General features: G+C 73.2%; 11 protein-coding genes. 4 read left to right on the forward strand and 7 right to left on the reverse strand.

What is annotated here, in order from left to right; all coding sequences use genetic code 11:
- Positions 1 to 26 precede the first annotated feature (26 nt).
- Positions 27 to 1,265, forward strand: coding sequence for a styrene monooxygenase/indole monooxygenase family protein (locus tag ACFYW1_RS11820; protein ID WP_388990460.1), 1,239 nt, complete (start codon positions 27 to 29; stop codon positions 1,263 to 1,265).
- An 89-nt stretch (positions 1,266 to 1,354) separates the two neighbouring features.
- On the opposite strand, the gene ACFYW1_RS11825 is transcribed toward ACFYW1_RS11820, so the two are convergent.
- The 5 genes from ACFYW1_RS11825 to ACFYW1_RS11845 all read right to left on the reverse strand — a co-directional run bounded on the left by ACFYW1_RS11825 (position 1,355) and on the right by ACFYW1_RS11845 (position 7,104).
- Positions 1,355 to 2,530 carry an NlpC/P60 family protein gene (locus tag ACFYW1_RS11825; RefSeq protein ID WP_388990462.1) on the reverse strand — a complete coding sequence of 392 codons (1,176 nt, stop codon included), beginning with the start codon at positions 2,528 to 2,530 and terminating at the stop codon, positions 1,355 to 1,357.
- 225 nt (positions 2,531 to 2,755) lie between these two features.
- Entirely contained in the window at positions 2,756 to 5,416 is a 2,661-nt protein-coding gene (locus ACFYW1_RS11830; protein WP_388990464.1) for a PQQ-binding-like beta-propeller repeat protein, read from the reverse strand.
- A 138-nt stretch (positions 5,417 to 5,554) separates the two neighbouring features.
- Positions 5,555 to 5,821 (reverse strand): hypothetical protein, encoded by a 267-nt coding sequence (locus ACFYW1_RS11835; protein WP_388990466.1) that lies wholly within the window; start codon positions 5,819 to 5,821, stop codon positions 5,555 to 5,557.
- The gene (locus tag ACFYW1_RS11840) at positions 5,818 to 6,597 is read right to left on the reverse strand and encodes a TetR/AcrR family transcriptional regulator (protein WP_388990468.1); all 780 of its coding nucleotides are present in this window, start codon (positions 6,595 to 6,597) and stop codon (positions 5,818 to 5,820) included. Before ACFYW1_RS11840 ends, ACFYW1_RS11835 begins: the two co-directional genes overlap by 4 nt.
- Positions 6,598 to 6,639: 42 nt before the next feature.
- Positions 6,640 to 7,104 (reverse strand): MarR family winged helix-turn-helix transcriptional regulator, encoded by a 465-nt coding sequence (locus ACFYW1_RS11845; RefSeq protein ID WP_388990471.1) that lies wholly within the window; start codon positions 7,102 to 7,104, stop codon positions 6,640 to 6,642.
- A 68-nt stretch (positions 7,105 to 7,172) separates the two neighbouring features.
- On the opposite strand from ACFYW1_RS11845, the gene ACFYW1_RS11850 reads away from it, so the two are divergent.
- Complete coding sequence (locus ACFYW1_RS11850; protein WP_388990473.1) at positions 7,173 to 7,670, forward strand: SgcJ/EcaC family oxidoreductase; 498 nt, start codon at positions 7,173 to 7,175, stop codon at positions 7,668 to 7,670.
- Between the two features lie 49 nt (positions 7,671 to 7,719).
- On the opposite strand, the gene ACFYW1_RS11855 is transcribed toward ACFYW1_RS11850, so the two are convergent.
- The gene (locus tag ACFYW1_RS11855) at positions 7,720 to 8,655 is read right to left on the reverse strand and encodes a diiron oxygenase (RefSeq protein WP_388990475.1); all 936 of its coding nucleotides are present in this window, start codon (positions 8,653 to 8,655) and stop codon (positions 7,720 to 7,722) included.
- 177 nt (positions 8,656 to 8,832) lie between these two features.
- On the opposite strand from ACFYW1_RS11855, the gene ACFYW1_RS11860 reads away from it, so the two are divergent.
- Together ACFYW1_RS11860 and ACFYW1_RS11865 are read left to right on the forward strand one after the other, a co-directional pair.
- Positions 8,833 to 9,951 (forward strand): ferritin-like domain-containing protein, encoded by a 1,119-nt coding sequence (locus ACFYW1_RS11860; RefSeq protein WP_388990477.1) that lies wholly within the window; start codon positions 8,833 to 8,835, stop codon positions 9,949 to 9,951.
- A 176-nt stretch (positions 9,952 to 10,127) separates the two neighbouring features.
- Entirely contained in the window at positions 10,128 to 11,024 is an 897-nt protein-coding gene (locus tag ACFYW1_RS11865; RefSeq protein ID WP_388990479.1) for an ADP-ribosylglycohydrolase family protein, read from the forward strand.
- Positions 11,025 to 11,146: 122 nt separating this feature from the next.
- Here ACFYW1_RS11865 and ACFYW1_RS11870 read toward each other — a convergent pair whose 3' ends face one another.
- Positions 11,147 to 12,217 carry an amidase gene (locus tag ACFYW1_RS11870; RefSeq protein ID WP_388990481.1) on the reverse strand — a complete coding sequence of 357 codons (1,071 nt, stop codon included), beginning with the start codon at positions 12,215 to 12,217 and terminating at the stop codon, positions 11,147 to 11,149.
- Between the last annotated feature and the right edge of the window lie 4 nt (positions 12,218 to 12,221).

Consider the following 12,221-nt stretch of genomic DNA (forward strand, 5'->3'; position numbering starts at 1 on the left):
TACGCAACACGTAACGGAGAACCGCGATGCGGAGAATACTCATAGTCGGAGCCGGTCAGTCCGGACTCCAGCTCGCCCTCGGACTGCAGTCCAAGGGCTACGAAGTCACCCTGATGTCCAACCGGACCGCCGACGAGATCCGGTCCGGCCGGGTCATGTCGACGCAGTGCATGTTCCACACGGCGCTCCAGCACGAGCGCGACTACCAGCTCAACTTCTGGGAGTCCCAGGCCCCGCGCATCGAGGGACTCGGCGTCTCCGTCGCCGCGCCCGACTCCTCGCGCGCCGTCGACTGGGTCGGCCGGCTGGACGGCTTCGCGCAGTCCGTCGACCAGCGCGTGAAGATGGCCGGCTGGATGGAGACGTTTGCCCAGCGCGGCGGCCAGCTCGTCATCCACGGCGCGGCCGTCTCCGACCTGGACTACTTCTCCCGCACCTACGACCTGGTGCTGGTCTCGGCCGGCAAGGGCGAGCTGGTCTCCATGTTCGGCCGGGACGCGTCCCGTTCGCCGTTCGACGCCCCGCAGCGCGCCCTGGCCGTCGCGTACGTCCACGGCATGGGCCCGCGCCCGGAGCACCCCGACTTCGACGCGGTCCGCTGCAACCTGGTCCCCGGCGTCGGCGAGCTGTTCGTGATGCCGACCCTGACCACGTCCGGCCGCGCCGACATCCTGTTCTGGGAAGGCGTCCCGGGCGGACCGCTCGACGTCTTCCAGGGCATCAAGGACCCCTCCGAGCACCTCGCGAAGACGCTGGAGCTCATGGAGCGGTTCACGCCGTGGGAGTACGCCCGCGCCACCAAGGTGGAACTGACCGACGCCAACGGCACCCTGGCGGGCCGCTACGCGCCGACCGTCCGCAAGCCGATCGGCCGGCTGCCCGGCGGCGGCCTGGTGCTCGGCGTGGCCGACGTCGTCGTCGCCAACGACCCGATCACCGGCCAGGGCTCCAACTCCGCCTCCAAGTGCGCCAACGCCTACCTGGACGCGATCGTCGAGCACGGCGACCGGGAGTTCGACGCGGAGTGGATGCAGGCGACGTTCGACCGCTACTGGGAGACCGCGCAGCACGTCGTGAAGTGGACCAACGCGATGCTCGGCGTCCCGCCGGAGCACGTGCTGAACCTGATCGGCGCCGCCGGCCAACTCCAGCCGGTCGCCGACCGCTTCGCCAACGGCTTCAACGACCCGGCGGACTTCGAGAACTTCTTCTTCGACCCGGAGAAGACCAACGCCTACCTCGCCGAGGTGTCGGGCGCCGCGTAGACGTCCGGACAACGCGACGGGGCCGGGCCGGGTCGGGGACACCGAACCCGGCCCGGCCCCGTCGGCGTTCCGCTGCCGTGCGAGAGACCCTAGCGCCCCGGCGCCGACGACGACCCGTAGCCCGTGTCCGAGCCGGAGGAGGCGCCCTGCGGGAGCGCCGGCAGGCGGTACGAGGACAGCGACGCGCCCTGCGGGTCGGGTCGTACCGCGCCGAGCAGCGGGTTCGAGGCCACCGGCGAGACCTTCACCCGCGAGCCGGGCCGGGGCGCCTGCACCACCAGGCCGTTGCCGATGTACAGCGCCACATGGGTGGCCTTCGGGAAGTAGATCACCAGGTCGCCCGGGCGCAGCGCGTTCAGCGGTACCTTCCGCAGCTGCCGCCACTGCTCCTGCGAGGTCCGCGGAATGGCCAGGCCCGCCCGCGCCCACGCCCGCGAGGTGAGCCCCGAGCAGTCGAACGAGTCCGGCCCCTCCGCGCCCCACACGTACGGCTTGCCGATCTGGCCGATCGCGTACGCCACCGCCTCGGCGCCCGCCCCGGACGGCCGCTTCGTCGAGGACAGCGCCCCCGAGGCGGCCAGGGCGCCCTGGGCCTTCGCCGTGCCCTCCCGTTCGAGCCGGGACAGCTCGGCGAGCTGCGTGCCGGAGAGCGTGGACAGCGCCTTCTCCACCGTCCGCAGCCGCGTCCGGACCGTGTCCCGCTGCTTCTTCTGCCGCGCGGCCAGGACCCGCTTCCGGTCGAGCACCTTGCGGGACTCGGTCGCCAGCTCGTCGGCGCGCTTCTCGGCGGCGGCGAGCCGCTTCGTGGTCGCCGCCCGGCCGGCGGCCGCCCGCCGGATCATGTGCTCCTGGTCCAGGAGGTGTTCGGGGTCGGGGGACAGCAGGAGCCGCATGTACGCGGAGAAGTCGGACCGCCCCTGGTACTGCTCCCGCGCCAGCCGCCCGGCCGCGTCGCGGCTGTCGGCCAGCGCGGTGCGGGCGGCGACGAGCGCGATGTCGAGCTTCTTCGCCTCCGCCTTGCGCTTCTTCAGCTCCGCCGCGGTCCCGTTGTACGTCTCGGTGGCCTCCTCGGCCTGCTGGTACAGCTTCTGCAGGTCGGTCAGGAGCCGGGAGACGCTCCTGCCCGCGGTCGCGGGGGAGCCGGACGACCCGGGCGTGTCACCCGCGACGGGGTCCGGGGCCCCGGGCGCGGCCACCGCCTGCGAGGTCACGACGAGGGCCGCCAGGGTCGCGGTGCAGACCGTACGAAGGGCTCCGCCCGACACGACATCACCTCCGGTGACGGGGCGGTCGCGAAACTACCCCATGAGTGAACGCAACGGATCAATACGGTCACTCGGTGCCGGGAGATGCAAGAACCGGGCGTGCGGCGGTGGACGGGTTCGCCCGGAAGGCGGCGGGGCCGGTGCGCCGCCCGGGTTCCGGGCCCCCGTCGCCCGGAGCGGCGTGTTCCGGCGGCCGCTCCGGGCGAGGGGACCGGGGTCCGGGGCTCAGTCGACGGGCAGTGCGTAGAACATCCGGTCGCGCTGCACGACGACCAGCCGCCCGGTCGGCAGGACCCGGTACGGGGCGGTGACCGCGGGGCCCTTCGGGTCCTGGACGCCGATGTCCTGGAACTTCCACAACCGTCGCCCGTCCTGCGCCGCGAACGCGGTGACCTGGGACCTGTCCGAGGCCAGCAGCGTTCTGCCGGTCGTGCTGAGCGTGACGGCGGGCGCGGAGGTGCCGGGCAGCACCTCGGTGGAGCGCCGCCAGCGCAGCCGTCCGCTCTCCCGCTCGACCGCGCCCACCTCCTGGGAGCGGTTGGCGGTGTGGAGCAGCGCCCCGCTGACGACCGGGGTCCCGAACGGTCCGCCGGTGCCGTTCAGCGTCCACTTCGGTTTGCCGGACGGGGTCTCGAACGCCAGGAGGTCGTCGCCCACCGCCGCGTACAGCAGCCCCTGTTCGTCGCCCGAGGCCGCCCCGTCCGGTGCGACGGAACCGAGGGACCTGCTCCACAGCTGCTTGCCGGTCTTCCGGTCGAAGCACCGGAAGACGGCCTTCCCCTTGGCGGCGCGCACGTCGCCGGGAGAGAGCGTGCCCTGGGTCTGGCGTACGACGATGTCGTTCTCCCGGAGCGCGATCAGCCGGTGGACGGGGGCGCCGCCGCGTCCGTTGGGCACGGGGGTCCGCCACAGCTCCTTGCGCTGTGCGATGTCGTAGGCGAAGAGGTACGACTTGACGACCTGCCTGTCCTTGCCGCGCTTCTTGCCCTTCTTCGGCGGCGGGGCCTTGACGGTGACCCTGTGGGAGCCGGTGAACCAGACCACCGGGTCGGACGAGCCGACGATTTCCGGCATCGTGAGGCCCGGCGCCCCGGCGAACAGGTCCGCGTGGGCCTCCCGGTGGGTGACCTTGCCGTTCTTCGCCGAGAGCCAGAGGAACTCGGACGGGCCGATGACGAAACAGACGGAATCCCCGGCGGTGACGGCCGCCTTCCCCCGGGCCGCGTCCGCGTTCTCCCAGGCCCGGCGGCCGGTCCGCAGATCGACGGCGGTCGCCCCGTTCTCCCCGGTCAGCACCAGCAGCCGGTCGTTCCAGAGGGTGGCGGTGAGCGGTGCGGGCAGGGACTCCGGGTGGGCGTACATCCAGCGGGGGGACGGCGGCAGCCCGGCGGGGCGGGGAGCGCTGCTCTTCGGCGCGGGCTTGGCGTCGTCCGTCGACCCGTCGCCGTCGCCCAGCGCGAGCACGCCGCCCCCGCCGACGAGCAGACCCGCGGCCCCGGCCGCGAGCCCGACGAGCAGCCCGCGCCGGCCGAGCGCGGCCTCGACGGGCCGCCGGGCGGGGGCGGAGGCGGACCCGGCGGGCACCGGCAGCGGGGGCGCCGTCGGCGGGATGGCGGGCGGGAGCGCCGCGGGAAGCGCGGGGACGGGAGCCGCAGGCAGAGCGGGAAGGGCGGGAGCGGCGGGAACGAGGTCCGTGCCGGGGCCGGAGCCGGATCCCGCCGGCAGGGCCGGGACGGGGCCCGGCTGCGGGCCGGTGAGCTCGGGCGGGACGGACAGCTGGGTGGTCGCGCGGTCGGCCCTCGGGGCGCGTCGTCCGATGCCGCTGAGCTGGGTGGTCCGGGTGTCCTCGATGAAGGAGGAGGACTCGGCGGCCCCGCCCCCCGACCCGTCGGCCGGTGCCTCGGCCGTTCCGTCGGTGGTTTCCCCGGCGGGTGTCCCGGACGTCTCTTCGGCCGGGGCCTTCGGCTGAGGTGCGAGCGGCAGGCCCGACGCCGTCGACTCCCGTACCCGCGCCTCCTGTTCCGCCAGCGACGCGACCAGCCGTTCCGGCAGCCAGCCGTCCTTCGCGAGTTCCGCGACCCCCTCCGGGGCCAGCTCCGCCGCCACCGTCTCCGCGCTCGGCCGGTCGGCCGGGTCCTTCGCCAGGCAGCGGGCGATCAGATCGCGCAACTCCTCGGGAACCGCGCCCAGTTCGGGGTCCGTGCGGGCGATGCGCTCGGCCCCCTCGGCGGCCGGACCGTCGGCGAGCGGGGTGGTACCGGTCGCCGCGTACGCCAGCAGCAGGCCCAGTACGAAGAGGTCGGAGGCCGGGCCGGGCTCCTCGCCCTCGACCTGCTCGGGGGTGAGATAACCGAGCCGTACGGAAAGCTGTCCGCCGGGCCGGGCCTCGGCGGAGGCCGCGGCACCCAGGGGGCCGAACGCGGTGAGCCGCGGCCCGTCCTCGGCCAGCAGCACCGTTCGGGGGGACAGACCCTGGAACACGGCCCCGGTGGCGTGCACCCGGGCGAGGGTCTCGGCGATGCCCGCGCCCAGCACCCGCACGGCGTGCTCGGGAAGCGGCCCCGCGAAACCGATCGCCTCGGAGAGCGCCGTGGCGGGCACGTAGGGCCCGGCCGTCCACGGCAGCTCCGAGTCCGGGGCGTCGGCCGGGACCTCCGGCCGGGGCCCGTCGCCGGCCAGCCGCTCCTCGGTACGGGCCTCCGCCTGGAAACGGCGCCGGAAGGCGGGCAGCGAGGCGAGTTCGGGACGGGCCGCGGTGATCACCACGGGATCGTCGGCCGCCGGGTCGTGCGCGAGGTACCGCACGGCGCTCGCGGTCTCGCGCAACCGTGCCAGCACGGTGTACGCACCGAAGCGGCGTGGATCGTCCTGACGCGGCGCCTCCATGGCGCATCCCCCCTAGGGTCTTTCGTTCGGATCAGGCCGGATCCGAACGAAAAGACCCTCGCTGACCCTGCCCGAGCACCGGAGCGTCGATCTTAGAGCGTCCGGAAACCGGTGCGGGGCCCCGCACCCGCCACGCTCTCAGCGCGGTTTGGACCAGGGCCACTTGGGGGTGTTCCGTACCCGCCCCTCGGGGACGTACTCATACACCCAGCCGCGCGGAATGCCCAGCCGCTTGGAATGACCGGCCGGTGCGCGACGGTAGGCGTACACGGTCGGTGGACCGCCGTCGGCGGCCGGGACCGGGACCTCGTACCACTTGGGCGGGTGGCCGGTCGCACCCACCAGGACGGGCAGCACCCGCCCGTCCAGGGGGCCACCGGTGAAGGGGGTGTTCTCGCTTCTCACCGCCCCAGTCTGACCGATGGGTCCGCGGGCAGCAGATGAGCCGCCCCGTCGGCCACCGTGACCAGCCGCTCCGCCAGCCGCCCGGCCGGGCCCCCGGCGTTCTCCAGCGGAAGCAGCGCCTCCAGCACCGAAGCGGTCTGCGGGTCCGTCGCGGCCGTGACGGCCAGCAGCGCGAGCAGCTGATCGACCAGCCAGCCGCGCAGCTCGGCCGCGGCGGGCTGCTTCCCCTCGTCCAGCCAGATCAGGGACGCGGCCTCGACCGCCGCGATCCAGGTGCGCACCATCATCCGGAGCCTGGGGCCGGGCGCGGTCCCGGTGCCCGCGCCGAACCTGCCCAGGTGCAGCAGGATCTGCTCGGCCGCCGCGCGCCGCACCTCGTCGACGATCGCCGTCGTGCGGGAGGTCCCGACGACGCTGCCGCCGCGCAGCAACGCGCTGAACCCGGTGTCGTGTTCGTCGACGAAGGCGAGGTAGCGGTCGAGCACCCGCGACACCCGCTCGGTGGGCGGCCCCGCCGGTGGCTCGGTGAAGCACAGGATCAGCTCGTCCGAGGCGGATCGCAGCGCCGCCTCGTACAACTGCTGCCGCCCGCCGGGGAAGTAGCGGTAGACGAGCGGCCGGGACACCCCGGCGACCGTGGCGACCTCGTCGAGCGAGACCTCGTCGGGGGCCCGGTGGGCGAAGAGGGTGAGGGCCGCGCCGAGAAGCTGGGCGCGACGCTCCTCGACGCTGAGCCTTCGGTACGCGCGGGTCGGCGGCACGGTGGCGGCAGTCATGACCGGAAGCCTAACGACCGGGGGACCGGCGGGGGCGGCCCGTCACCGAGGCTCCCCGAGCGCGCGGGTCGCCTCCCGCTGTATGTGCGCGGAGCGGTCGAGGAAGCCGAGGATCACGGCGAGCTCCGCGTCCGAGTACTCCGCGTACAGCTCGGCGAGATGGGCGGCGAAGGGGGTGAAGAGCGGGGCGAACCGGGCCTCGATGCCCGGGTCGATCTCGACGTTGACCCGTCTGCCGTCCTGCGGGTCCTTTACCCTGCGGGCGAAGCCCTTGCGCTCCAGCCTGTCGACCAGCCCCGTGACGGAGGCCGGTGCCAGGCCGGTGAGCTCTCCCAGCTCGCCCGCGCTGAGCGCGCCCGACCGCTGGAGCAGGTCGAGCGTCTTCTCCTCGACCGCGCTGAGGCCCATTCGGTCGCTGATCGCCGCGTGGTACATGACGGCCGCGTTGCTGTGCACCCGCCCCGCCTCCCCGAGCCGGGCGAGGAGTTCTTCCCTTGACGTTCCCATGAGCGCTCCATATATTTAGTTCGACCGAACGAAATAATAGCAGAGGTGGACGGGGGAGAGGGAAGCGCATGGACACCGGGGAGAGGGAGGTCCGCGAGCTCTTCGCGGAGTACTGCAGGACCTGGACGGAGGCGGACTCCGCCGGATTCGGGCGGCTGTTCACCGAGGACGCCGACTACGTGTCCTACGACGGAAGCTGGGCCGCCGGTTCCGCGAAGCTGGAGGACAACCACGACAAGCTGTTCCGCGGCGTGATCGCCGGTTCGGCGATGGTCGGGGAGATCGAGTCCCTGCGCTTCGTCACCGACTCCGTGGCCGTGCTGGTGGGCAACGGATCGGTCCTCATGCCCTGGCGCGACAGGCTGCCGAAGCGGCGGCTGTCGCGCCAGGTCGTCGTCTGTGTCCGGACGCCGCGGGGCTGGCGGATAGCGGCGATCCAGAACGGGCGGCAGCGGCCGGTGACCATTCCGGAGCCGGGCTCGATGCCGGCGAGGATGTCGCGGGGCATGACGCGGCTCGCCCGGCGCTTCGGCGTGGGCCGGGCGCGGGAGGTCACCCTGCCCTGAGCGGGTCCCGGGGCGGGGGTGGAAAGGGAGGCGAGCGGGGGCGGGCGGCTCAGGCCAGGAGGCCGGACTTCTTCCACATCCTGCGCCCCACCCCGTTGAGCACCCCGATGTCGTCGAAGAAGTCCGTCAGCCGCTTCGCACCGGTCTGCATGACCTCCGCCCGGTGGCCGCTGGCCTTCACCTGGGCGACGGCTTCGTGCCGGTCCAGGCCGACGTTCTCGTACACCTGGGGGTTGATGAAGCAGACGGAGAAGACGCGGGCCGCCTCGCCGCAGCTCAGCCGGGTCAGCCGACGCTCCCAGGCAGGGGCGGTCACCATCTGCCGGCGCAGCTCCTCGCGGGCGTACCGGACGTGCCGGGCCTCCTCGACCACATGGATGCGGGTCACGCCGCGCACCAGCGTCTGGACCCGCTCGTCCGGGAACGTCAGCCGCTGCATCCAGTCGAGGATCTCCTCGCCGAGCAGTGTCGCGGCGAACGAACCGGGGGTGGTGGAGATGGTCTTCAGTACGCGCGCGAGGTTGTGGTAGACGCGCGGCACGGGGTAGTCGGGCGTCCCGCCCCACTTGATCATGCGGCCGAACATCATCGAGTGCCGGCACTCGTCGGCTATCTCGGTGAGCGCGTAGCGGACGTGGTTGCTGGTCACCGGGCGGTCGTAGATGTGCCGGACCAGCAGCTGCATGAGGATGATCTCGAACCAGATGCCCAGCGAGGCCAGCGACGCCGCCTCGTGCCGGGAGAGGTCGATCCGCTGCTCCTCGGACATCTTCCGCCACAGCGGGGTGTCGTAGAGGGAGACGAGCTCGGGCGGCCAGAACCACTTGCCCTCCTCGACCGCCGAGGCCCAGTCGAGCTCCTTGTCCGGGTCGAAGGAGTGCCTGGCCGAGGATTCGAGCAGCCGCTCGGCGACCTGTTCCCGGTCCCGGAGCGGGCCGAGTGCGTCGCGCAGCAGCTGGATGTCGCGTTCGGACACTGTGGTCATGACTGGGGCACCTCGCGCATGGGTTACCGGGGGTCACTCCTTATGAGACGCCCCGTCAGCAAGGCCGTCAATCCCTTGGGTGCGACTTGTTGACCCCGTGTCTACCAACGTGTGAACCTGCCAACTGACGCAAGCGCCACGGGAATTGTCGGAACATGCCAGGCGAAGGAGCCGTCCGTGTCGACACACGACCTCTACACCACTGCCCCCGAAGCACCGCTGTGGCAGGTGCCGGCCTCCGGCGCCGCCCGCTTCACCTGGGACTACGACGACGGCCGGGACCGCCTGCTCGCCCTCTACCAGAAGGGCAAGGACAAGCAGTGGGACGGCAACAAGCGCATCGACTGGTCCCTGGAGGTCGACCCCGCCGACCCGCTCGGCACCCCGGACGAGGCCCTCACCCTGTACGGCACCCCGCACTGGGCGAAGATGACCGAGAAGGACCGGGGCGAGCTGCGCAAGCACTACACCGCCTGGCAGTTCAGCCAGTTCCTCCACGGCGAGCAGGGCGCCATGGTGTGCGCGGCCAGGATCGTGGAGTCCGTCCCCGACCTGGACGCGAAGTTCTACTCCGCGACCCAGACCATGGACGAGGCCCGGCACGCCGAGATCTACGGACGGTTCCTGCACGAGAAGGTCGGGATGCTCTACCCGATCAACGACAACCTCCAGGGGCTGCTCGGCGACACCCTGCGCGACTCCCGCTGGGACATGCCCTACCTCGGCATGCAGGTCCTCATCGAAGGGCTCGCCCTGGCCGCGTTCGGCATGATCCGCGACACGACGACCAAGCCGCTGCCCAAGCAGATCCTCGCGTATGTGATGCAGGACGAGGCCCGGCACGTCGCGTTCGGACGGATGGCGCTGCGCGACTACTACAAGCAGCTGAGCGACGCCGAACTGCGCGAGCGCGAGGACTTCGTCATCGAGGGCTGCTACCTGATGCGGGACCGGCTCAGCGGGGTCGAGGTGCTGGAGAACTTCGGCATCGGCAAACAGGAGGCCAAGGACCTCTCCGAGCACTCGGAGTTCCTGCAGCTCTTCCGGAAGCTGCTGTTCAGCCGGATAGTGCCGTGCGTCAAGGACATCGGTCTGTGGGGCGAACGGCTCCAGAAGGCATACGTCGACATGGGCGTCTTCGAACTCGGCGACTCCAACCTCGACCTGCTGATGGCCCAGGACGAGGAAATAGCCGAACAGCTCGACCGGGACCGCTTCGCGGCGGAGGAACGGGCCAGGGTCGCCGAGGTCGAGGAGGCGATAACCCAGGGCGGTTCCGGCACGCCGGGGGACTGACGGCGCGTCGGCCGCCCGGAGACGGGAGCTGCCCGGAGGGATCGCGCGGGGCGAGGAGCCGGTCGGCGGGAACGGCTGCCCGGAGGCACCCCGGCGGGGTGACGGAACGGGGCGTCTTCGTGGGACGACGGGGCAAATGGATGTACGCCGTCGGCCGGGGCGGGAAGGATGACGGCATGACGTCACTGTCGCCGCTCCCTGCCGCAGACCCCGCAGCCGCCCGCCGCAGCCTGGAAGCGCTGGCCCTGGGCGACGCGTTCGGCGAGCGCTGGTTCCCCCTCTTCCGTGAGCCCCGCCGGGCGTTCGACGAGATCAAGGCGCGCCGCACCCCCGAGGAAGCCGACTGGCACTGGACCGACGACACCGCGCTGGCCCGCGCCCTGCTGCGGGTCCTGGAGGAGCACGGCCGGGTCGAGCAGGACCGGCTCGCGCTCTGCTTCGCCCTCGCCTACGAGGCCGATCGGGCCCGCGGCTACGGGCACGGCATGCACATGCTGCTGCCCCAGCTGCTGGCCGCACCGGCCGACTGGCGCACCCTGGCGCCCGGACTCTTCGAGGGCGGCAGCCTCGGCAACGGCGCGGCGATGCGGGTCGCACCGCTCGGCGCGTACTTCCACCGGGACGTCGGGTTCGCCGCCGAGCAGGCGGCGTCCCAGGCGACCGTCACCCACGCCCACCCGGAGGGAATCGCGGGCGCGGTGGCGGTCGCGGTCGCGGCGGCGCTGACGGTCCGCGGCGAGTTCACCCTGGCCGCGGTCGCCGACCGGACCCCCGAGGGGCTCGTGCACGACGGTCTGCGCCGGGCCGTCGACGTCCCCTTCACCACCGAGCCGTGGAAGGCGGCCGATCTGCTGGGCAACGGGCAGCGCATCCGCGCCGACGACACGGTCCCGTTCGCCCTGTGGACCGCGGCCCGGCATCCGGACGACCTGGAGGCGGCGCTCTGGGCGACGGCCGAGGGCCTCGGTGACGTCGACACGACCTGCGCCATCACCGGCGGCGTCGTGGGCGCGGCCACCGGCGTCGACGGGGCGCCCGAATCGTGGCTGCGGCGCCGCGAACCGCTGGACTGAACGGGGACGGCGCCCGCCACCGACGACAGGGGCCGGCACCACCGACGACGGAGGCCGCCACCCCGTCGGCATGGACCGCCACCGCCGACGAGGTCGTCACCGTCGACGGGGGCAGCGGCACGTCACGGTCGCAGGGCGGGCAGGGCGCTCTCCACCGCGCCGGCCGCCGCGAGCAGCGAGACGTCCGCGCCGCGCTCCGCGACCAGTTGCAGCCCGACCGGGCAGCCGTCCGCTGTGAAGCCCGCGGGCACACTGGCGGCCGGATGCCCGCTGAGGTTGAACGCCCAGGTCAGCGCGGTCGAGTAGAGCTCGCCCGGTCCGTCGTGCCCATGCGGGCGGTTCGGCGTGGTCGGGGTGAGCAGCAGCGGGGCGCGGGCGAACAGCGCGTCGAGCCGGAGGCCGTTCTCGCGCCGGACCTCCACGGCGGCGGGGGCCTCCTCCCCGCCCCGGACCGCCGACCACGCCTCGCGGGGGTCGAGGAGTTCGCACCCACCGCCCACGAGCCGCACCACCCCGGCCGCCACCAGCCGTTCCACCGCGCGCCGCACCACCGCGGCGACCTCCGGATCGACCTCGGCGTACCCCAGGTCCGGGCTGAAGACGGCCGGCGCGGGAAGGACCGGCGGCACCGGCTCGTACGCGTCCAGGACGGTGCGCAGATACGTTCCGGCCCCGGCCGCCGACCGGGCCAGCACCCCGGCGGACGCCAGCCCGGAACGGTCCGGGGAGGGCAGCAGACCGTTTGTCGTCTTCAGGCCGAACACCCCGCACCACGCGGCCGGGATCCGTACCGACCCGGCCCCGTCGCTGCCGGTCGCCAGCTCCACCAGGTCCGCCGCGACCGCGGCCGCCGAGCCCGCCGAGGAGCCGCCCGGGGTGCGGTCGGGGCGCCACGGGTTGACCGTACGGCCGTGGGCGCCCAGCCCCCAGGTCTGCCAGGACGTGCCGGGGCCGGGCACCGAGGTCGAGCCGACCGGGACGCCACCGGCCGCGATCAGCCGCCGGGCCGCGTACGACCGGATGCCCGAGCGTCCCTTGACCGCGAACGGCAGACCGGCCAGGGGCAGCCGCCGGGCCGGCCCGGCGCCGGCGAGCGCCCGCTCGTGCCACACCTCGACGAACGCGCACAGCCGCGGGTCCGTCCGGTCGATCCGCTCCAGGGTCCGGCGCACCCCGTCCGTCGCATCGTCCATCCGG

It is taken from the genome of Streptomyces sp. NPDC002669 (assembly GCF_042889165.1).
Classification (GTDB): domain Bacteria; phylum Actinomycetota; class Actinomycetes; order Streptomycetales; family Streptomycetaceae; genus Streptomyces.

Excerpts from the sequence above, each read along its gene's own strand:
- ACFYW1_RS11820 (WP_388990460.1), top strand. The coding sequence starts at position 27 with ATGCGGAGAATACTCATAGTCGGAGCCGGTCAGTCCGGACTCCAGCTC.
- ACFYW1_RS11830 (WP_388990464.1), bottom strand. The coding sequence starts at position 5,416 with ATGGAGGCGCCGCGTCAGGACGATCCACGCCGCTTCGGTGCGTACACC.
- ACFYW1_RS11840 (WP_388990468.1), bottom strand. The coding sequence starts at position 6,597 with ATGACTGCCGCCACCGTGCCGCCGACCCGCGCGTACCGAAGGCTCAGC.
- ACFYW1_RS11845 (WP_388990471.1), bottom strand. The coding sequence starts at position 7,104 with ATGGGAACGTCAAGGGAAGAACTCCTCGCCCGGCTCGGGGAGGCGGGG.
- ACFYW1_RS11850 (WP_388990473.1), top strand. The coding sequence starts at position 7,173 with ATGGACACCGGGGAGAGGGAGGTCCGCGAGCTCTTCGCGGAGTACTGC.
- ACFYW1_RS11855 (WP_388990475.1), bottom strand. The coding sequence starts at position 8,655 with ATGACCACAGTGTCCGAACGCGACATCCAGCTGCTGCGCGACGCACTC.
- ACFYW1_RS11865 (WP_388990479.1), top strand. The coding sequence starts at position 10,128 with ATGACGTCACTGTCGCCGCTCCCTGCCGCAGACCCCGCAGCCGCCCGC.
- ACFYW1_RS11870 (WP_388990481.1), bottom strand. The coding sequence starts at position 12,217 with ATGGACGATGCGACGGACGGGGTGCGCCGGACCCTGGAGCGGATCGAC.